The sequence below is a fragment of the Pseudoalteromonas sp. Ps84H-4 genome, from assembly GCF_024124645.1.
Taxonomy (GTDB): Bacteria; Pseudomonadota; Gammaproteobacteria; order Enterobacterales; family Alteromonadaceae; genus Pseudoalteromonas; species Pseudoalteromonas lipolytica_C.
This window is the reverse complement of the sequence record NZ_JAMXSK010000020.1, coordinates 25526-47005: the sequence shown is the minus strand read 5'-3', so window position 1 is coordinate 47005 and position 21480 is coordinate 25526. Positions and strand designations below refer to the sequence as shown.

At 40.5% G+C, this 21480-nt stretch carries 14 protein-coding genes, 15 tRNA genes and 1 pseudogene; 13 read left to right on the top strand and 17 right to left on the bottom strand.

Features of this window, described 5'->3' with window-relative positions; translation table 11 throughout:
- Positions 1-3 precede the first annotated feature (3 nt).
- A complete protein-coding gene (gene nth, locus NH454_RS16670; RefSeq protein ID WP_054553695.1) occupies positions 4-636 on the top strand; it encodes an endonuclease III in 633 nt (210 codons plus the stop codon).
- A 23-nt stretch (positions 637-659) separates the two neighbouring features.
- Here nth and NH454_RS16665 read toward each other — a convergent pair whose 3' ends face one another.
- The 3 genes from NH454_RS16665 to NH454_RS16655 all read right to left on the bottom strand — a co-directional run bounded on the left by NH454_RS16665 (position 660) and on the right by NH454_RS16655 (position 2930).
- Positions 660-956 (bottom strand): type II toxin-antitoxin system RelE/ParE family toxin, encoded by a 297-nt coding sequence (locus tag NH454_RS16665; protein WP_138602595.1) that lies wholly within the window; start codon positions 954-956, stop codon positions 660-662.
- Positions 957-961: 5 nt separating this feature from the next.
- On the bottom strand, positions 962-1198 hold the full coding sequence (locus tag NH454_RS16660) for a type II toxin-antitoxin system ParD family antitoxin (RefSeq protein WP_253039693.1): 237 nt from the start codon (positions 1196-1198) through the stop codon (positions 962-964).
- A gap of 196 nt (positions 1199-1394) precedes the next feature.
- Complete coding sequence (locus tag NH454_RS16655) at positions 1395-2930, bottom strand: serine carboxypeptidase (protein WP_253039691.1); 1536 nt, start codon at positions 2928-2930, stop codon at positions 1395-1397.
- Positions 2931-3182: 252 nt separating this feature from the next.
- Here NH454_RS16655 and NH454_RS16650 point away from each other — a divergent pair, with 252 nt between their 5' ends.
- Positions 3183-5090, top strand: coding sequence for an aminotransferase class V-fold PLP-dependent enzyme (locus NH454_RS16650; protein ID WP_135925404.1), 1908 nt, complete (start codon positions 3183-3185; stop codon positions 5088-5090).
- Positions 5091-5309: 219 nt separating this feature from the next.
- Entirely contained in the window at positions 5310-5708 is a 399-nt protein-coding gene (gene gloA, locus NH454_RS16645) for a lactoylglutathione lyase (protein ID WP_054553771.1), read from the top strand.
- Between the two features lie 14 nt (positions 5709-5722).
- On the opposite strand, the gene NH454_RS16640 is transcribed toward gloA, so the two are convergent.
- The 13 genes from NH454_RS16640 to NH454_RS16580 form a co-directional block, all read right to left on the bottom strand.
- Positions 5723-7960, bottom strand: a complete 2238-nt coding sequence (locus tag NH454_RS16640) for an ATP-binding protein (RefSeq protein WP_253039690.1) — start codon at positions 7958-7960, stop codon at positions 5723-5725.
- A complete protein-coding gene (locus NH454_RS16635) occupies positions 7957-9120 on the bottom strand; it encodes an extracellular solute-binding protein (RefSeq protein ID WP_135925409.1) in 1164 nt (387 codons plus the stop codon). The genes NH454_RS16640 and NH454_RS16635 overlap by 4 nt, the downstream gene beginning before the upstream one ends.
- Positions 9121-9187: 67 nt before the next feature.
- Positions 9188-10336, bottom strand: coding sequence for an ABC transporter permease (locus NH454_RS16630; protein ID WP_135926295.1), 1149 nt, complete (start codon positions 10334-10336; stop codon positions 9188-9190).
- Between the two features lie 2 nt (positions 10337-10338).
- Positions 10339-11265: an ABC transporter ATP-binding protein gene (locus NH454_RS16625; protein WP_135925412.1), complete on the bottom strand. Its 927-nt coding sequence runs from the start codon at positions 11263-11265 to the stop codon at positions 10339-10341.
- The gene (locus tag NH454_RS16620; RefSeq protein ID WP_138558602.1) at positions 11262-12209 is read right to left on the bottom strand and encodes an HlyD family efflux transporter periplasmic adaptor subunit; all 948 of its coding nucleotides are present in this window, start codon (positions 12207-12209) and stop codon (positions 11262-11264) included. The genes NH454_RS16625 and NH454_RS16620 overlap by 4 nt, the downstream gene beginning before the upstream one ends.
- A 311-nt stretch (positions 12210-12520) precedes the next feature.
- Positions 12521-12596: transfer RNA gene (locus tag NH454_RS16615), tRNA-Glu, on the bottom strand.
- 258 nt (positions 12597-12854) lie between these two features.
- Positions 12855-12930: transfer RNA gene (locus NH454_RS16610), tRNA-Glu, on the bottom strand.
- Positions 12931-13099: 169 nt separating this feature from the next.
- Positions 13100-13175, bottom strand: a tRNA-Glu gene (locus NH454_RS16605).
- Between the two features lie 258 nt (positions 13176-13433).
- Positions 13434-13509, bottom strand: a tRNA-Glu gene (locus tag NH454_RS16600).
- 169 nt (positions 13510-13678) lie between these two features.
- Positions 13679-13754: transfer RNA gene (locus NH454_RS16595), tRNA-Glu, on the bottom strand.
- 77 nt (positions 13755-13831) lie between these two features.
- Positions 13832-13907, bottom strand: a tRNA-Glu gene (locus tag NH454_RS16590).
- 127 nt (positions 13908-14034) lie between these two features.
- Positions 14035-14110, bottom strand: a tRNA-Glu gene (locus tag NH454_RS16585).
- A 39-nt stretch (positions 14111-14149) separates the two neighbouring features.
- Positions 14150-14225 (bottom strand) — tRNA-Ala (locus NH454_RS16580).
- Between the two features lie 656 nt (positions 14226-14881).
- On the opposite strand from NH454_RS16580, the gene NH454_RS16575 reads away from it, so the two are divergent.
- The 10 genes from NH454_RS16575 to NH454_RS16530 all read left to right on the top strand — a co-directional run bounded on the left by NH454_RS16575 (position 14882) and on the right by NH454_RS16530 (position 21121).
- Positions 14882-14957: transfer RNA gene (locus NH454_RS16575), tRNA-Val, on the top strand.
- Positions 14958-14993: 36 nt separating this feature from the next.
- Positions 14994-15069 (top strand) — tRNA-Val (locus tag NH454_RS16570).
- Positions 15070-15095: 26 nt separating this feature from the next.
- Positions 15096-15171 (top strand) — tRNA-Val (locus NH454_RS16565).
- 43 nt (positions 15172-15214) lie between these two features.
- Positions 15215-15290, top strand: a tRNA-Val gene (locus NH454_RS16560).
- A 39-nt stretch (positions 15291-15329) separates the two neighbouring features.
- Positions 15330-15405, top strand: a tRNA-Val gene (locus NH454_RS16555).
- 52 nt (positions 15406-15457) lie between these two features.
- Positions 15458-15533, top strand: a tRNA-Val gene (locus NH454_RS16550).
- Between the two features lie 177 nt (positions 15534-15710).
- Positions 15711-15786: transfer RNA gene (locus NH454_RS16545), tRNA-Val, on the top strand.
- A 370-nt stretch (positions 15787-16156) separates the two neighbouring features.
- Positions 16157-17791 (top strand): tetratricopeptide repeat-containing response regulator, encoded by a 1635-nt coding sequence (locus NH454_RS16540; RefSeq protein ID WP_138557820.1) that lies wholly within the window; start codon positions 16157-16159, stop codon positions 17789-17791.
- Positions 17792-17798: 7 nt separating this feature from the next.
- A complete protein-coding gene (locus tag NH454_RS16535) occupies positions 17799-19169 on the top strand; it encodes an extracellular solute-binding protein (RefSeq protein WP_135925420.1) in 1371 nt (456 codons plus the stop codon).
- A 2-nt stretch (positions 19170-19171) separates the two neighbouring features.
- Complete coding sequence (locus NH454_RS16530) at positions 19172-21121, top strand: ATP-binding protein (protein ID WP_253039689.1); 1950 nt, start codon at positions 19172-19174, stop codon at positions 21119-21121.
- Here NH454_RS16530 and msrB read toward each other — a convergent pair.
- A pseudogene (msrB, locus tag NH454_RS16525) lies at positions 21118-21480 on the bottom strand (peptide-methionine (R)-S-oxide reductase MsrB); the annotation flags it as partial. The gene NH454_RS16530 and the pseudogene msrB sit on opposite strands and share 4 nt — an antisense overlap.

Below are 21480 nucleotides of genomic sequence, written 5' to 3'. Positions count from 1 at the left end.
ACCATGAATAAAGAAAAACGCTATGAGATCTTATCTCGTCTTCGTGAGCAAAACCCGCACCCAGAAACAGAGCTTGAATATTCAAGCCCGTTTGAATTATTAGTTGCGGTTACCTTATCAGCACAAGCAACAGATGTCGGTGTTAATAAAGCAACCCGTAAGCTATTCCCTGTTGCTAACACGCCTCAAGCGATTCTTGATTTAGGCCTTGAAGGCCTTCGCGATTACATCAAGACCATTGGTTTGTTTAATTCTAAAGCCAATAATGTCTATAAAATGTGTGAAATTCTGGTCAATAAACATAACTCAGAAGTACCCGAGAATCGTGAAGCACTCGAAGCATTACCCGGTGTTGGCAGAAAGACCGCGAATGTTGTTTTAAACTGTGCCTTTGGCTGGCCTACTATTGCCGTAGACACGCATATTTTCCGCGTTTCTAACCGCACTAAGTTTGCTATGGGTAAAGATGTAGTTGCTGTAGAACAAAAACTAGAAAAAGTGGTACCTAAAGAATTTAAAGTCGATGTGCATCATTGGTTGATTCTTCACGGCCGTTATGTGTGTACTGCTCGTAAACCTAAATGCGGCAGTTGCATTATCGAAGATTTGTGTGAGTTTAAAGAGAAGACAGAGTAATTAAGTATTATTGCGGACCTGCATTAGCTTGTTAGGTGTAGTTGAACCTTCATTTGTTGATGCAGAATTCTCACAATGAAAATATCGTTGGCTCTTTTTTTAAAAAAGATGTAGTGCTTTCTAAATATATACCGAGAATATCCTGGCTTGATATCGCTAACATCTTGAGCAAGGCTCGGCTCAGTAGACAAAGCCATTAGCGTTTCATGAATTCCAATTAAATAGTTTTCTGCTTGAGAAACACCGAATTCAATTTCGGTGTACTGAAAAATACGCTCCAAGTCATACTGAGCTTTGTTAGAGAGAATATATTTAGCCATTCGCTTTAAGTTTTGTTTTTGGATTTGGATTTGGATTTGGATATAATATCTAAAACCGTTAACTTACTCTCACCACTTAGCTCACCCTCTACTAATGCCATTCTAATAGCATCTTTTTCACTCTGATTATGGCGGATCAAATCGCGGATATAATCACTTGCATTTGAGAATCGACCTGACTCAACTTGGGCATCAATCCATGAGCGCATTTCATCTGGAATAGAGATATTTAAAGTTGCCATAGTTAATTCCTATATATTTACAGTCTTTGATTATGGCAGATATTGGCAAACATTAGCAACAAATATGGTCGATGTGCACCAATGGTTAATCCTTGAAAGGCGCTATATCTGCAAAGTTCTTAACCTTTTATAGCATACCATAAGCACACTTTGCGCATTGTGCCAAACACAAGGTTTGGCACGATAATCCTAGCCATTATCGCTGGTTTTGGCTCACCTGCTTTTTAATAAACTCTCGCGTATCATTTAACAACGATACTCTTGCTGGTTCGTGAACATACATCATGTGACCACCGTGATAATAGTGATAGTCAATTTTATCAGCGTATATACCGTGTCTGTTTAAGGTGTATTCTGCATCAAAAAATGGCGTGACAATATCGTAATACCCTGAGGCAACCATCACTTTCATTTGCGGATTACTGCGAAGCACATAATTTAAATCTGGCGCGGTATTGACGTATCTTGGCTCCCATCCTTGTCCATCAGGAGCAGTACGCCAGCGCCAGTTATCTGATAACTCAGAGTCGCCAGGGTTTAAGTATTTTCTTTTCCACTGTACGTTTAAATCTGTACGCATGTATTTCATCAGTGCCGCTTTATATGCAGGCCCTATCACTTTAGACGCATCTTGCTTAGGAGCCGCTGTTAAATCGTCTCTTTCATCAAGCTTATAGCGTCCATCAAGCAAGCCTACTGCGACACCCTCATCACGCAATAACTCTTTAGCGAATCTAAAGGCGTTAATACGTAAATCAACCTGCTCAATATATTGTTTGCTTAGCCCTGTATAACGGTGAAGACCGTCAACAATTCGCGTTCTGTCAGCTTTACTAAGGGCATTACCCTTAAATAATGCTGGTAGTAATTCATCAACTGCAAATTGTCGGCTCGCATCTATAAAGGCTTCAAAATTTCCTGATGTGTCTACTTTTTTATGATACCAAGCAGTTGCAGCAAGTGTGGGTATGTAGGTGATGTAAGAAATGATGTTGTCATCAACATAAGGGCTTGAACCTTGATAGTCTAAAGCTTGCGACACAAAAATAATGCCATTTACATTAATCAGGTGTTTATCCATAAGTACTTTAGAAACAGCAGCTGCTCGAGTTGTCCCATAGCTCTCTCCCAATAAAAATACGGGTGCATTCCAGCGATTTTCTTTTGTTAGCCACTGGGCAATAAAATCAGCGATAGAAGATGCATCTTCTTTCAAGCCCCAAAATGCTTTGCTCTCAGTGTCACCTAAAGCGCGCGAGTAACCTGTACCAACAGGGTCCACAAACACCATATCAGTCACATCAAGAATCGTCTCAGGCGCATCTTTTAATTCGTAAGGAGCCAATCCAGGAGCTGTTGCATCGCTTGGGACCACGACACGTTTCGGGCCATAAGCGCCCATATGTAACCAGTTAGACGATGAGCCCGGACCACCATTCCAGATAAATGTAACAGGTCTATTTTTGTTGTCGTCTGCAGCTAGGTAATCAAACGAAAAGATAGCAGCAGTTGGCTCTTCGTTTTTGTTTAATAAATAAGTTTCACCGGCTACAGCTTTGTATTTTAGCTTTTTGCCATTGAAAGTGCCTTTATGCTGGGTCACAAATTTAGTGGCTTCGGGTATCGACTTTTTATTGTTTGAATCTGAGACTTCATCTGCATTAACTGCGTTCGTACAAAACGCAAACAATGTAGAGATGACTACAGTTTTGAAATTGGCAACATATGCCATGTTTTATTCTCCCTAGCATGTTTATCTTTATTTTTATCTGTATCTGGCTTGAGTGGTTTTATCGCTGAGTGCTCAATTAACCTTTTACTTAGGCATTACTTTTACAGTAAGAACATGTAATTTCAACTATCTGCGATTAACACGAAAAAAGTATAATCAGTTTCGGAACAAAAAATATCAGCGTAATCATTTCACAAGCTTCCATCCTTTCGTTATGCTGTTGAGTAATGTGAATTTTTTATATGAGTTGCTATGTTACCTTTACTTCGTATCTTGTTAATTGAACAAGATCCAGCCACTTTGCAAGAGCTTTCAACGAACCTAGCAAAAACAATCCCTAATTTTGAGCGCAGTGATGTTGATATCGACATTATTGAGTGCATTGAGCTTAAGCAAGCGTTGAAATGTGTAGAGGAAGATGGCGATATTCAAGCTGTGGTACTTAGCTGGGATGTATTGAATAATGGCGAGCGCACCTATAGCCGTTTTATCGAGCAATTAAAAGGCATACGCCTAGAACTGCCTGTCTATGTTATTGGTGACGATACGAAAGGCTTGGAGATAGTCAACGAGTCAGAAGAAATTGAGTCTTTCTTTTTTAAAGACGAAGTCATCTCAGACCCTGAAGCTATTTTGGGCTATATGATCAATGACTTTGATGACCGTTCAGAAACTCCATTTTGGACCGCCTATCGTCGTTATGTCGGTGAATCAAACGATTCATGGCACACACCTGGTCACAGTGGCGGTGCTAGCTTTAGAAATTCTCCGTATATTAAAGACTTTTATCAGTTTTATGGCCGTAACGTATTTGTTGGCGACCTATCGGTTTCTGTCGACTCGCTTGGCTCACTGTCTGACAGCACCAACACCATAGGCCGCTCTCAAGAATCAGCTGCGGCGACATTTGAAGTAAAACATACCTACTTTGTTACCAATGGTTCATCGACTTCAAATAAGATTATTTTGCAAACTTTACTGCGTAAAGGCGATAAGGTGATCATCGACCGAAATTGCCATAAATCAGTACATTATGGCATTTTGCAATCGGCTAGTTTACCTATTTACTTATCGAGTATTTTAAACCCTAAATATGGTATCTTCGCGCCCCCTTCACTGGCTGACATCAAGCAAGCGATTGAACAAAATAGCGATGCTAAATTACTGGTTTTAACTGGCTGTACCTACGATGGTCTGCTTAGCGATTTAAAACAAGTAGTGGAATTTGCACATCAGCACGGTATTAAAGTGTTTATCGACGAAGCGTGGTTTGCTTACTCGCTTTTCCACCCGAGCTTACGCCACTACTCAGCTATAAATGCTGGCGCAGATTATGTTACCCATTCAGCACATAAAGTGGTTTCAGCGTTCTCTCAGGCGTCTTATATTCATGTTAACGACCCTGATTTCGATGCCGATTTCTTCCGTGAGATCTACAGTATTTACGCCAGTACCTCGCCAAAATATCAGCTCATTGCCTCGCTGGATGTATGCCAAAAGCAATTAGAAATGGAAGGTTATAAATTACTGAATGCCCTGCTGAATCACGTTGCAGAGTTTAAGCAGCAAATGGCTTCACTCAAACATATAAAAGTGCTCGATAAGCAAGATTTCATGGATATATTCCCTCACTTTAGTGGCGATAACATGGGTCACGACCCACTGAAGATCCTTATCGATATTAGTGAGTTACCTTATTCATTAAAGGATATTCATAAGTTTCTATTAGATGAAATTGGCCTTGAAATCGAAAAATATACGCACAGCACCATTTTAGTTTTACTGACTCTTGGCGGCACGCGCTCGAAGATCATTCGCCTTTACAATGCGCTGAAGAAACTCGATAGCGGTAAAGTAAAACTCGCCACTTCAATGAGACGAACACGCTTACCAGAGAATCTACCCGCTATAGACTTAGCTTGTATTCCTAGTGATGCGTTCTATGGCGAACGTGAATCTGTGCCAATTAGCAAAAGTAACAACCGAATTTGTGCCGGATTAGTCACGCCTTATCCTCCTGGTATCCCGCTTTTAGTGCCGGGGCAACATATCACTAATGAGCATATCGAATACCTAAAAGAGTTGGCGGGACAAGGTTTGACAATTCAAGGGAGCTTTGATGGCGAAATTTATGTACTTAAAGGTAAAGTAAAAAGCTAAGCTTTCGCTTATACAGCAAATACCTCATTGTTATGCAGCAATCCCTATTCATTGCTGCATAACATCACCCTTTTCATAGCAAACGCTTTATGCTTTGTCTCAATGCTACTGTGCAAGCAATCGAAATATCTTATAATCCATTTTCAATAATTTTAATGCACAGCCATACTGCGCTATTAGAATTGTACGAATTTAAAGACAAGAAAGAGGATGCTTAAAATGCGCTTATTACACACAATGCTTCGCGTTGCTGATTTAGATAAATCAATTGAATTTTATACGCAGGTATTAGGTATGAAAGAGCTGCGCCGTGCAGACAACGAAGAGTACCGCTACACCCTTGCTTTTGTCGGTTATGGTGACGAAAAAGATTCGACTGTGCTTGAGCTTACTTATAACTGGGATACAGACAGCTATGATTTGGGTAATGCATACGGTCATATTGCTATCGAGTTTGATGATATTTATAAAGCTTGCGAAGACATTAAAGCTGCTGGCGGTAATGTGAGCCGAGAGCCGGGTCCAGTAAAAGGCGGCACAACTGAAATCGCATTTGTTAAAGACCCTGATGGTTATGCGATTGAGTTAATTCAGAAAAAAGATAACAACACTTTTTGATATATAAATACTGGCTATTTCAGCGATTGCTGAGATAGCCACTTTGCGAGTACTTTTTCTAGTTCAGCAAAATTAATTGGCTTTGCGATATGATCGCTAATACCAACTTTTGCGCTTGTTTCGATGTCGTCTTTCATTGCATTGGCACTGATGGCAATAATCGGCGTATTAAAATCTGGCCTTGCAAGTAAATTTTTGCTGGCAGTTAAGCCATCCATCACCGGCATTTGAATATCCATTAAAATCAGTGCGTAATCCTGTGTTAGAGTTTTTTCACAAGCAATTTGACCGTTTTCGGCCAATTCATAATTTAGACCTAATTGAGTTAAATACTTAGTAATAACAATTTGGTTAATCGGGTTATCTTCAGCAATTAATATTGGCTTGCTGACCGCTTTAAAATCGAACTGAGTGTCTTCATCAGGTTGGTGTACTTTTGCGTTAGCGTCCTGTGGGTTTAGTGATTTAAAATTAACATTAATCTTAAACTCGGTGCCTTTACCAAGTTCACTAACAATAGCAATAGTGCCTCCCATTAAATCAATCATTCCTTTACTAATGGCAAGCCCAAGACCGGTCCCTCCATATTCACGAGTGGTGCTACTTTGTGCTTGTACAAAGGGATTAAACAAAGCCGTTATTTTATCTTCAGCGATACCTATACCTGTATCTTTTACCGATAACACGACGGCTGTTTGGTGTTCATCTCGGCTTTGCAGAGTAAGCGAAAGAACGATCTCCCCTTGATTGGTAAACTTAACGGCGTTAGAGAGCAAGTTAATCAGCACTTGCTTAACGCGTATTTCATCACATTCTACATTCAGCGATTGTAATGAGGAGACATCAAGCCGGCAGCCAACCCCTTTGGCATCACAACTCGGTTTAAATAGTAAGATAAGGTCATGACAAAGCGCGACTAAATCACATTGTCGCGACTCTAGCTCTATTTTATTGGCCTCTATTTTTGAAAAGTCGAGAATATCGTTAATCACGGTTAATAACACATCACTACAGTTATTTATTTGCCTTACAAACTCTGCTTGCTCTTGTGTTAGCGTGCTTTTATTGAGTAGCTGCAAAAAGCCCACAATACCATTCATCGGAGTGCGTATTTCATGGCTCATATTGGCTAAAAATTGGCTTTTAACTTGCTCAGAACGCTCAGCTCGAAGCTTTTCTAATTGCAACGAAGTAATTTGTATATCAATGGTATCAGCCATGCTGCTGAGCGAATCTGCAATATCTTTAAACTCTTGATAATGAAAATCGTCTGTATCTTGTTTGTAATTACCTAATGCATATTCACGGCTAAGAGCAGTAATGCGATTTAGCGGGTTATGGAGTCGTGCCGTCAACCAACGCACTAAGAAAAATGAAATAATAGAGAGTCCTAAAATTAACAAGCCTGCTAATATGGCCGTTTGCTTTACAGCGCTGGTGTAAGCAGTTTTTGCTTCATTTATTTGGAACTGTAAACTGGTTAGCTTACCTTTATAATAAACATTACTGATTGAGGCCTGCTCCATTAATTTGCCGTAATCGCCAGCATCACCCACGCTATATAAAATGTTTTCTTGTGCTGAAATTTGTACTTGCTTACCCGCTTGATAAACCGGTTGCTCATTATGTATAGCAAGCCACTTTAACGCCTCTGATAAAGGCACAAAAGACACTAACACGCCCGTTTTAATTATTGGCTCACTGAGAGAATCTTGCTCATGTAATAACTTAGATGTAATAGCCAGTAAGGCATTTTGTGTTGCCTGTAGAGGTGCGAGTAGCTCAGTGACTTGTAGATTATCGATAATTTGAATTGTGTTTTGCTCTGTTGATGTTTGAGCACTGTCGAGAATGCTTTTAGTGAGTTTGTAATTCAAATTTAAAGAGCTAATCGGATATCCTTCAACTATAAACCCTTGATTATCAATTACTATCGAGGCTTTTATCTGTGGATTTTGGGCAACAAACTCTTGTAGCTGCACAAGCGCGAACTGTGAGTACACCACTTTATTTGGCAGCTCAGTTATCGCCTTAGTGCTACTTAGTAATTGGCTATTTTTCTCAAGCTTAAATAAGAGTTGTTCAAGACTGGCTGCATTATTTCTAGCTTGCCATTGCAAACTCGTATTTGCTTGGTCAATTGAGCTTAAATAGAAACGCCCTATCATCAAACCTGCAAGAATAAATAAGGGAATAATGACCAGTAGTAAAACACTGATAAACAAAGCGCGACTAAAGCGTGGACTACTCATTCATTCCCTTCATTGGCAATCGAGCGCTCTGCCAACCCTTGCATAAAAAGCCCCGCTTGCTCAGCTGTTAAGGCACCACTACCATAACGAATAAAGCCTTTATTCAAAACCTCCCACACGATGATCATAGATGCGGTAGAGGGCATAGGTTTTGTGAATTGTATGGCATCAGTTAAGGTTGATAACTCTGTGCCTTGTTGTGCTTTTAGGTTATTTAAAACCTCAATGTTAATTGGAATATCTTGAAGCTTTTGCCAAACCAGTGTTTGGAATTTTTCTGCTTGAACCAATTTAGCAAATTTAAATAAACTTTCTTTATTTGCCCCGTTTAAGCCATCGTTTGGAAACGCCAGTACAAAGGTAGAGTAATAAGGCTGCATATACTCACCATTGAGTTTAGGTAACTGTTGCATCCCTAAATTATCACCAAGCGTCTGTTCATACGTTTTTAATGCCCATGCACCATCAATGGTGAAGGCGGCTTGCTGCGCTTTAAATGCATTATTTGAGCAAGTGTAATCGCACTGTCTATCAACCAGGTTTTGTTTATTTAAATCCCAAACAAATTTGAGAGCAGATTGCATTGCTGGGGTGTTTAACTGAACCTGATTATCTATAATTAGGTCACCATTAAAAGCCGATAAAAACGGAATAAACCAGTACATTTCCATAAAACTCCATGTAACAAGTTTAACCTCTTCAGGCAAGGATGATTGGAAACTATATATATCCTGCCAGTTTTCTATTGGCTCTTTAACAAACTGCTTATTATAAAAAAGTAACAGGTGATTGCCTTGAATGATGGGTATACCTAAGAGCTTATTGTTTAGCTTTGCAGTTTCTAAGGTTCGCTTGTCTGTGGTGTCAGCTATGAGTGAGTCTGGGATAACGCTATAGTTGGCATATTTATCAAGGCCTAAATGATCAGCGGGTACAATAATTACATCTGTTGATGTGCTGGTACTGGCATTTTGTACCAACCTTACTTTTAGTTCTTTTTGGTCAACCAAGACGGAATTAACAGTTAAACCACTTTGCTCTGCGAACTCACTAAGCAATTGGTTAAAGTGTTCATGTTTCATGGTATGGGCTAGGTTTATCGTTGCTGAATAGCTATCAAACGTCACTATTAGCATCGCCATCCAAAATACTCGCCACACGCTAACATCTACTTAAAAAGAGTGAAATTACCCTTTAGTTAAGCACATATGCAGTAAGTTGCCTAGCTTAATCAAGGGTTTTCTTAAACCTAAATGCAGCCACAGCTAAACCCAAAATAGTAAAGACTGAAAGCCAAATTAAGTCATTACTCATGCTTATTAGGTTAACCTCTTTTAGCACTATCCCTCTTATTAGCCTTAAATAGTGCGTTGCAGGTAAGCATTCTGCAAGCCACTGCGCAACCTTTGGCATGCCTTCATAGGGAAATACAAAACCTGATAATAGAATCGAGGGTAAAAGAATGAAAATTGTCATTTGCATTGCTTGAAGCTGGTTTTTAGCGATGGTCGAAAGCACTAAGCCAAGCACTAGACTGGCGCATATAAAAGCAAAGGTTGCGACAACCAATGCAACTAATCCACCCCCAAAAGGAATATGAAACAAGACCTTGCCCATGCCTAAAATAATAAATAACTGAATAAAACCAATAAAGATATAAGGCACTACTTTACCAATCATCAATTCAAGTGAGCTTAAAGGTAAGGTGATTAAAAGCTCCATATTACCTCGCTCTTGCTCTTTAACTATGGCAGCAGAGGTAAACATAATCATCGTCATGGTTAAAATGACAGCAGCTAAACCTGGCACAATATTAACCGCTGAGCGCTGCTCTGGGTTATAAAATAAGGTTGTCTCAAAGGTTGGGTAAGTTCTATTCGCAGGTTTATCGAGAAGCTCTGCAAGCGGCATATTGCGCAGTGATTTTATGCTCGACGCGACCATTGTATCTGAGCCATCAACTAACCAATGCGCAATTGGCCTGACTAACGACTCATTACTACCATCAGGTAAACCAAAACCAACGGTTGGGTGCTGAGCAAGTCGGTTTGCCACATCGTGAGGTATAAAGAACACGGCGCGGACTTTCGCACTGGCGATTGCTGTTTGTGCTTGCTCTATACTGTCGTAATAATCTGTCACCTTAACCACATTTGTGGCTGATACTGTTTGTACTAAAATGCGACTGAGCGCGGTTTTACTATGATCGACCACGGCAACAGGGATATCTTTCACGTTGGTGTTAATAGCGTAACCAAATAGAATCAGCTGGATAAGGGGGATCATCACCACCATCGCAAAGGTCATTCTATCGCGGCGTAATTGTAATAATTCTTTGCTTACAATTGCTTTTATCCGGCTTAATGAAGTAACAATGCTCATTGTCTGCCCTGCCCTGTACAGGTGACAAACACGTCTTCAAGGCTTGGGCGAACGCTATTTACTTGCCATGTATCCTGACAAAATGATTGCTGTTTTATGAACTCAACGGGGTCTTGAACATCTTTTTTTACTAATACTCGCAGCTGTGCACCTAACTGAGTTGCCGAGATAACATGGTCGATTGTTGCGAGTTGTTTTTTTAATTCTCTGGTTTGCGCCCCTGCGATTTCTACTACATGAGCATGCATGTCTGTCATTAATTGCTTTGGTGAGCCATCCGCGCGCTTAATACCTGATTCTAAAATGGCTAAACGATGGCAACGCTCAGCTTCATCCATGTAGTGAGTGGTAACTAATATGGTGGTACCAGCATTACTTAAATCAAACAGTGTTTCCCAAAAGTCACGGCGATTTTGTGGATCGACTGCCGATGTTGGCTCATCAAGAAATAAAATTTTTGGTTTATTAATCACTGCAGCAGCCAATGCTAAGCGCTGTCGTTGGCCCCCACTCATACTTCCGGCCATTTGACTTGCTCTTTGATCAAGGCCGTAGGTGTGAAGTAGTTCGTCTATTCTTTGTTGTTTTTGCTGTTTTTTTAAAGGGTAAAGCGCAGCCATGAATTTGAGGTTTTCAAGCACGGTCAAGTCGCTATAAAGTGAAAACTTTTGCGTCATATAACCAAGTTGTGTTCTGAGCTTTTCAGCATCTTTTGGCAGACTCAAGCCAAGCACATTGATATCACCAGAAGTTGGCTTCAATAACCCGGTAAGCATACGGATTGCAGTCGTTTTACCACAGCCATTTGGGCCTAAAAAGCCATAAATTTGCCCTTGTTCAATGTCTAGATCAAGGTTATCAATCGCTTTTAAATCGCCAAATTGTTTTATCAAACCTTTGGCCTGGATCACCGACTCAGTCATGGCATAACCACTTGAGCAGGTACGCCTGTCGGTAAGTTATTTTCACTTGCGGGTAGTGTTACCTCGGCAAGATACATTAATCGCGCGCGTTCTTCTTGATTTAGGGCATAAAAAGGCGTGAACGCCGGCTCTGTCGCAATCCAGGTCAGTTCGCCCTGAATATTTTTATCTATACCATCGACGCGAACCGTAAGTGTCATGCCCTGATTGAGCTTGGCACGATATGGTTCAGGGATATAAACGCGTGCGTAAGGTGCGCTGTTTGCTTGAATAATAACGACAGGGCTGCCTTTAGTAACTCGCTCACCTACGTGCCAAGGTAAATTATCGACCCTGCCAGCACGCATCGCTTTAATTGTCAGATCTGAGAGGTATTTTTGCTGTACTTTTAGTTCTGCTTCTGCCGCCTGAACTTGCGCTTTCGCACTATTAATATCTTCAACGCGAGAACCATTTGTTAACTCATTTAAGTGCTGTTTTGCTGATTCTAAATTAGCAAAAGTCTCATCTCGTGCAGCGGTAGCACTGTCTAAGGTTTCTTGGCTTGCAAGTTTATCTTTAACTAAGGTTTTTGCACGGCGAAAATTAGCTTCGCTTTGTGTATATGCAGCATTGGCTGCTGCTACTTTGGCTGATGCGGCAGCAACTTCTTCGGGACGAGCACCATTCAAAGTTTTTTCAAGAAATGCAGTGGCTTGAGCTAGTTGTGCTTGTGCTTTGGCGACAATCGCTTGCTGAAGTTCGGCATCGAACTTTGCAATCACCTGCCCTTTTTCGACCAACTGGCCTGCTGAAACGGGTAGTTCTATCAGAATTTCGTTAGTCGTTGCAGGATGGATCACACGCTCACGTTCAAGCGTACCCAGCGCCACTCCCTCATTTGAGTCAGAGCAAGCTGTAATGACTAAAGAAATTAGTATGAGTACAACACGTTTAGCTAACATTTTAATTTCCTTATGGTTAGCTGATGAGTTACTAAATACTATAAAGTATTAAAATGATCAGTAAAAGTGATCAATAGGAATTAAAGTTTTAGAAATATATGTAGTCTATATCGTAAAGTTATATGGAGAATAAAGAGTATTTATTTGAAAAGGATTTTTTCTACTTGAAATGAGATTACAAAATATAATCTTGATAACTCGTTAACTTACTTAACGTAAGTTGCGCCCCCAAGAGATTCGTACTCTTGATAACGTCGTGCATAGATTGCGCGGTGTTCACCGTCCCACTACACATAACCTACTTGAATAAGTGGCGTCCCCAAGGGGATTCGAACCCCTGTTACCGCCGTGAAAGGGCGGTGTCCTAGGCCTCTAGACGATGGGGACGCAGAAATTGATTTGCAAATCATTGATTTGCTATTTCTGCGTAAGATGAGACCGAGCCTGCGAGGCGAATGGCCTTAGCTTAAACAGAAAGTTTCTGTGTCACTAGGACAACTGAATAGTTAGACTCGATTCAGACGAGCTCTTAATAACACAGCACTTATAGTAAGTGGCGTCCCCAAGAGATTCGTACTCTTGATAACGTCGTGCATAGATTGCGCGGTGTTTACCGCCCCACTACACATAACCTACTTGAATAAGTGGCGTCCCCAAGGGGATTCGAACCCCTGTTACCGCCGTGAAAGGGCGGTGTCCTAGGCCTCTAGACGATGGGGACACAAAATGTGTCACTAGGACAACTGAATAGTTAAACTCGATTCAGACGAGCTTTTAATAACACAGCACTTAAAGTAAGTGGCGTCCCCAAGAGATTCGTACTCTTGATAACGTCGTGCATAGATTGCGCGGTGTTCACCGCCCCACTACACATAACCTACTTAAATAAGTGGCGTCCCCAAGGGGATTCGAACCCCTGTTACCGCCGTGAAAGGGCGGTGTCCTAGGCCTCTAGACGATGGGGACGCAGAAATTGGTTTGCAAATCATTGATTTGCTATTTCTGCGTAAGATGAGACCGAGCCTGCGAGGCGAATGGCCTTAGCTTAAACAGAAAGTTTCTGTGTCACTAGGACAACTGAATAGTTAGACTCGATTCAGGCGAGCTTTTAATAACACAACACTTATAGTAAGTGGCGTCCCCAAGAGATTCGTACTCTTGATAACGTCGTGCATAGATTGCGCGGTGTTCACCGCCCCACTACACATAACCTACTTAGATAAGTGGCGTCCCCAAGGGGATTCGAACCCCTGTTACCGCCGTGAAAGGGCGGTGTCCTAGGCCTCTAGACGATGGGGACACAAAATGTGTCACTAGGACAACTGAATAGTTAGACTCGATTCAGGCGAGCTTTTAATAACACAACACTTATAGTAAGTGGCGTCCCCAAGAGATTCGTACTCTTGATAACGTCGTGCATAGATTGCGCGGTGTTCACCGCCCCACTACACATAACCTACTTGAATAAGTGGCGTCCCCAAGGGGATTCGAACCCCTGTTACCGCCGTGAAAGGGCGGTGTCCTAGGCCTCTAGACGATGGGGACACAAAATGTGTCACTAGGACAACTGAATAGTTAAACTCGATTCAGGCGAGCTTTAATAACACAACACTTGTAGTAAGTGGCGTCCCCAAGGGGATTCGAACCCCTGTTACCGCCGTGAAAGGGCGGTGTCCTAGGCCTCTAGACGATGGGGACACAAAATGTGTCACTAGTACAAAGTGATAGTTTTACTCATATCGGAGCTAAGGTTACTTAATCAACATGCAAGTACTCGAGACTAGCATATATAACTTCTTGGCAATTGCTCACTTACAAAAGTAAGTGGCGTCCCCAAGGGGATTCGAACCCCTGTTACCGCCGTGAAAGGGCGGTGTCCTAGGCCTCTAGACGATGGGGACGCAGAAAACTGCAACCCTAGGACAAACACTATGCAAATTTGGTGGAGCTATGCGGGATCGAACCGCAGACCTCTTCGCTGCCAGCGAAGCGCTCTCCCAGCTGAGCTATAGCCCCGACTTTGCATACACACTACCAATTAATGTTGGCTGTGTATCGCTGAGTGCGGGGCGCATTCTATGCAGCCCCCTAAATAAAGTCAACAGTTTTTTATCTAACTTTATTTAAATGATTTAAATTTCAACAAGCTGACTAAATATCAATCCGTTACGCAGACATTTCGAACAGTATAATAAGGAATTGACTAAATTTTACAATTATCAATACTGATACCGAGATTTAAGTATACATTACGTGATATTAAACATTACAAAAGGTATACATTTATATGCAAATTTAAGTTAGCTAAACTATCGGTTAAATCCCAACGGAGAGCCCCTCGCCCTCTTTGGTTTTAAACACAGCAAAATTACCAGCTATTTAGTTATTCAGTTTTAATATTCAACATAAGTTGTGTTTTAAAAAATGACAAGCATCGTTAAAACAACATCGAGTTCAGTTAAATTAGAGGAAAAAGAGTAACGATGACAACGCCACAGATAAGCTTATGAATATAAATTGCATATTTGTTCGCCAAAAAATGCTTAAAAGCCATGTCATTGTTTATAAAAGCTGCATCTAACACATTTTTACTCATTCAAGTGTTGACACATTTACAACTCTATCTATAATAGCGCCCCACAACAACGCAGCAATACGTTGTTTTTAGATATGGGTCGTTAGCTCAGTTGGGAGAGCATCGCCCTTACAAGGCGAGGGTCACTGGTTCAAGTCCAGTACGACCCACCATTATTCCCTAATGGTGTTCATATCTAAATTCTTAATGGGTCGTTAGCTCAGTTGGGAGAGCATCGCCCTTACAAGGCGAGGGTCACTGGTTCAAGTCCAGTACGACCCACCATTAAGAAAATTTGCTGTATGTAATATGGGTCGTTAGCTCAGTTGGGAGAGCATCGCCCTTACAAGGCGAGGGTCACTGGTTCAAGTCCAGTACGACCCACCATTAAATAAACTTTGATGGTGTTTCATATTACAAAAATCTAAATGGGTCGTTAGCTCAGTTGGGAGAGCATCGCCCTTACAAGGCGAGGGTCACTGGTTCAAGTCCAGTACGACCCACCATTATTAAATTAATGGTATTTCATTTAGATTTATCTTCGCGGGTCGTTAGCTCAGTTGGGAGAGCATCGCCCTTACAAGGCGAGGGTCACTGGTTCAAGTCCAGTACGACCCACCATTTACTTTTTGAAGCAAAAAGCTAAAAATGGTAGCGAAGAAAAAGATTATATGGGTCGTTAGCTCAGTTGGGAGAGCATCGCCCTTACAAGGCGAGGGTCACTGGTTCAAGTCCAGTACGACCCACCATTTACTTTTTGAAGCAAAGAGCATCGCAACTCTTTACAACGAAAAGGCTCGGTGGTTAAGTTCAGTACGACCCACCATTTACTTTTTGAAGCAAAGAGCATCGCAACTCTTTACAACGAAAAGGCTCGGTGGTTAAGTTCAGTAAAAACAACCATTTAATCTGAAAAATTTATATGTGGGTCGTTAGCTCAGTTGGGAGAGCATCGCCCTTACAAGGCGAGGGTCACTGGTTCAAGTCCAGTACGACCCACCACATATAAACACTTCATAAATACTTTCTTTAAATCTTCTTTATTTTATTTCTAATTTTCAAAAACATCGCCACTCTTTATAAAACACAGGCTCGATGATTCAAGTCCAGTACGACCCACCACATATAAAACCTCTTTATTTTATCTCTAGTTTTCAAAAGCATCGCCACTTTCTATAAAACATAGGCAAATGGTTTAATTTCCCCCACTGTTCAACAAGCCTAAATACCTAAAAGTTGATCTTTCATACTTCTCGCATTTTCGACAAAGACCTTAGCCAAACTTTTAATAGCAGCAAAAGCTGTAATTTGCCTTGTCAGCAGCTAGACTGTTTATTATAGTCACTGTTAATGTCACTCGGTCGCAAGTCTAATGCCTGCAAAGATTTTTTCGAAAGCCAAAATTTTAATAGTCGAAGAGCAACCACTTGCTCAAAGCTATATGAAACAATCATTAGAGGGGTTGGGGTTTCGTCAGTTACGTTTTGCAGAGCATGCCAACTCAGCAAAAGAGCAGTGCCAAATAGAGCAGTTTGATCTAATTGTTTGCTCTTTTAATCTGAGTAAGCAACAAGATGGCTATCAGCTATATGAAGAGCTGAAAATGAAGCGCCTAATTAAAAACTCCACAGGCTTTATTTTTATTTCTGCTGAAACAAGTGGCTCTCTTGTACACAGTGTCTTAGAGCTACAACCTGATGATTTCCTTGTTAAACCTTTCACTATCAATGAATTAAAAAATCGTATCGAAAAAGTACTGATGCGAAAAAATAATTTACATCAGGTATATCAACTTATTGATGACGAGAACGATTCAAAAGCAATAAAAAAGATCGACGAATTATTACAAAACAAAAGCCACAGTTTTAGTGCTATTTTACTTAGACTAAAAGGCGATGCCCTACTTCGACTAAAACGTAATGAAGAAGCTAAAACCTTTTTTAAATCTGTTCTTGATATTCAAAAATTCACTTGGGCAAAGGTAGGCTTAGTTGAAGCTTTGATTGCATGTAATGAGCATTCACTTGCACAGCGAATGTTGAAAACGATGTTACAACGCAGTGAAACTCGTTTAGTTGCTCTGGACCTGCTAAGCCGACTAGAAATTAAACTTAATAAGTATGATGAAGCTCAACAACTAATTAGCCAAGCTGTTGATATTGCACCACGTAACATTAACCGTCAAAAAGCTTTGAGCCATGTATCCTTACTTAATCATGATTATGAAAAGAACTATTTAACACAAAAAGATATTGCGACTTACGCAAAATTTTCTATTCATGATCATCCTGATATCTACCTTAATGCGGCGCGCGCAGGTATCGATTTTGCGTTAACGACTGATCAAAGCGATCAGATAAACCGTATATCTAGGCAGACTAATCAATATTTAAATGATTTAAAAAAGCAATTTCCCAATAGTAATAATCAAACTCAAATTGATGTACTAAATGCTCGATTACATTACTTAAAAGATGAACACCAAAAAGCAAAAGCGCTTATCAATCAACTTGATGAGAGTGATACACAAATTCGTTCTGTTGATGGTGCCCTCGACAAAGCCAAAGCATTCCATGAATTAGGTTTTCATCAAAAAGCGCAAAGGCTGTTTAACCAAATTATTGACCATTGCGAACGTCACCCATCTGTCAGTGATCCTGTTTATTTAAGATATATTCAACAGCAACAAACAGAACGTCGAGATATCAAGTTAGGCCCTAAAGAGCTTAACAACCATGCAGTAACACAGTTTAATAAAGGACAACTTAATACAGCTCTTGAAGCCTTTACGCAAGCATTTAGGGTTATGCCCAAAAATGCCAGCATCGCACTTAATTTATTACAATGTTTGTTCGATACTAATAATCAAGGCCAGTCTTTTAATTTATCACTTGCTAGAAAATGCTTTACTTTACTTGCTAGCCAAGAGCTCGAATATGAGCAAGCAATACGATTTGAAAAAATTAAAGCACAAGCTGATAAGTTAAATATTAAGTTAACGGAGTAACCGAAAGATGGCACCGCGTTTGTCAAAACTTATCAAGCCTTTTATTACAGCAGCGATTTTTTTTTACAGTGCCAACAGTTTTGCTTCCTCTACACTGCATTACTGGCAACAAGCAAACATAGATTGGCGCAGTGAAGCCGGAAGTCATATAAATATTCTTGCAGACGAACAACCAGCATTCACAGCGTTAAAGCCTTATATACCATTATTTGAACAGCTAACGGGGATCTCGGTTGGCTTTCATGCCTTAGAACAATCACAAATGCGAGCGCGCCGCCATCAAGATTTGAGTGAAGGCTTAGGCTTGTACGATGTATTGCCTATGGGAATTACTTTTTTAGGAGAAGCGCAAAGCCAAGGTTGGATAGAGCCTCTTCAGCCCTATTTAGATAATCCCAAGATAACTGATAAAACATGGTATCAGCTAGACGACATTAGCGATCGAAGCTTAGCACTATGTAAGATCAATGATATTTTGTATTCATTGCCCTTTGATTTTTCGGCGCCAATCTATTTTTACAGAAAAGATCTATTTGAACGGTTTAACCTTAAAGTACCTGATACTTATGAAGAGCTCTACGCTACAAAGATAAAGTTACAACGCGCTATTGATGCAACGCCAGATCTTATTGGAATGCATGCATTTGCGGCGCGCACATTGCCAGGTGCGGGGCTAAACACCTGGACAGTTTTGCCAGTAATGCGTGCATACGGGGCACAAGTTATCGATGAGCAAAATATGTCTGTGTTTAATAGCACTGAAACAGCGCAGAGTCTAAGAGTGTACCGAGATTTAGCGACAGGGTATGGAAATCCTGATAATAGCCGCTTGCTGCACTTTTATGAAATCCGCCGCTTATTTAAACAAGGTAAGCTGGCATCCGCATTTTTAGCTTCCCATTTTTACAATGAAATAGACACAGCTGAAGAGTCTAATATTTGGAATAAATGGGAAGCAGCCCCTTTGCCCAAAGGTCCCATAGCAAGAGAAACCTCTCCTTGGGCATGGGCGTTTGCTATAAATAGCAAGTCCAACAAAAAAACTGCGGCTTGGCTTTTTATTCAATGGGCGACAAGCGAGCAAACGTCATCGCTACTTAGTACTGGCGGCTCCCCTCCCAGAAAAAAAGTGTGGCACGAAAAGTTGTTTACCTTGGTAAATAAACCCGGGTTTAATACTACAATGTTGTGGGTATTTGATCATGCCACAGCTGATCGCCTACAAGCTGGAATGGTAGAGTTCCCTGTCATTGGTGAAATTATCTCGCAAGCATTTAGCCAAATATTCTATGGTGCAGATATAAACCAGACAATTAAAACAACTGATAAAAAAATTAATGAAACAATGCACACATTCAAGTCAAGGAGTGAAAACTAGCAATGAGGATAAGCATTGCCCACAAAATTCTGATGATAATCGGATTCACCATTACCCTCATTTTAGGGGCGAGTACCTCATTGCATGTGATGGAGTTAAAAGAACAAACACTTCTAAACATGAGTGAAAAAGCAGATGCTATTGTGTCCCCTATGCTGTCAGAGATAAAAAAGCTAACGAAAGATAATAGTGTCGGTAGTTGGGTGATGAAAGTTCAAGGTATCTCCTTAAAAAATATTCTAAAGAATAATACATTTGATGATCTCAAAACTATTTACTTTATCGATCAAAATAACTTTATTGCTGCACACCCTGATAACAGTAAGGTTGATACTTTAGAAACTAACCAGCAAATCCTGAAGCAATTGAACCCTGCACTAAACACAATCATTCCATTGGATGAACAGTATGTAGTTTCGGTCCCCATTAATAGTTACCAAAACGAAAATATTGGCTACGTGATTGTTAGTTTTTCAGATACTGACTTAGCTGCAAAGACAAAAGCTATCATCAGCAATGCTGTTTCATTATTTGCGATATACTTACTCACAGCGCTCATCATTGCTTACATCATTATTCGAAGAATCATTTTGCAGCCCATTGAGCAGCTAGTCGAGTTTTCGCATGCAGTGACCACAGGTGATTTAAATTGCCCTATAAATATTAAAAGCCAAGACGAAATTGGTACTCTTGCAAGTGGTTTTAAAATGATGCGTGCTGCAGTTAGGCAACAAATCAATAGTATGCATGAGCAACATAGCTTACTTGAAGAAACCGTCGCTAAGCGCACCCAAGAGTATCTTGATGCTAAAGAGCAAGCTGAGCAATCGAATCAAGCTAAGAGCCGCTTTTTAGCTAATATGTCACATGAATTAAGAACACCACTTAATGCCGTATTGGGCTTTAGCCAATTATTACAAGACAGTGAAACTGATAAAAATAAGCGTCGTTATCTAGAAGCTATTTCAATATCGGGTAACTCATTACTTAACGTATTGAACGATATTCTTGATTTATCAAAAGTGGATGCCGGTAAAATGCAACTTGATATTGATCGAGTTGAGATCCCTACCATGTGTCACGAACTCAACATGATGTTCTTACAATTAAGCGCTCAGAAAGATCTTGAGTTACAAGTTACTGCGCATCCTGATCTAACAACACCTGTGCTGCTAGACAGTAATAAACTTCGTCAAGTACTAACAAACTTAATCGGTAATGCTATTAAATTCACCTCGCAAGGTAGTGTAAAAGTGTTTTTTGATTTTAAAACGCATAATGACAATAGCCATATTGATATTAAAGTACATGTTAAAGACACAGGTAAAGGCATTCCTAGTGATCAACAAGAGCTCATTTTTAATGATTTTGAGCAAGTACAAGGGCAACGTAGCTCTGAGTTTGGTGGTACAGGACTTGGCTTAGCTATTTCATTGCGCTTTATCAAGTTAATGGGTGGAGAGTTATCGGTGATCAGCGAAAAAGATCGAGGCAGTGAATTTATTGTGTCGATACCGAATGTTGAATTAGCCGAATCTAAAAACGAAGTTGAACATCGTAATTACCCTGCTATATCAAGCTATCATTTTAATCCAGCGCGCATTTTGATTGTTGATGATATTCCTTACAACCGGGAATATTTAGAATCCTTCTTATCACGCTGGAGCTTTACGATAGATACAGCTATTAATGGTGAAGATGCTCTAATGAAAATTGAGCAAAACCAACCTGACCTTATCATAATGGATTTAAAAATGCCGGTAATGGGTGGATTAGAGGCAAGCCAGTTAATTCGCAGTGATGATCGTTTTAAACATATTCCAATAATCGCGGTAACGGCTTCAGCGATAAGGGATGATAAGGTGCAATCAAGTATTTTGACTGACTACATTATTAGCAAGCCAATTTACCGTGAGCACCTTATTTTTATCATCGCACAGTATTTAGATTAATCACGTTTTTTCATCGCTATGGCATTCATGCAATAGCGCAGACCACTAGGCGCTGGGCCATCAGGAAATACATGGCCCAAATGCGCGTCACAGACATTGCAAATCGCTTCAATACGCTGCATACCATGGCTAGAGTCAGCTACATAAGCAATGCTTTCAACACTGCTAGGCTGAGTAAATGACGGCCAACCAGTGCCACTGTCGAACTTTTCATCACCATCAAATAATAAATTGTTGCAACAGACGCAGGCATATTGACCAGGTTCAAATATCGTACATGAATCAGAGCTGTGCGGACGCTCAGTCCCTTTTAAGCGAGTAACATAGTATGCATCTTGTTCGAGCTCAGCTTGCCACTC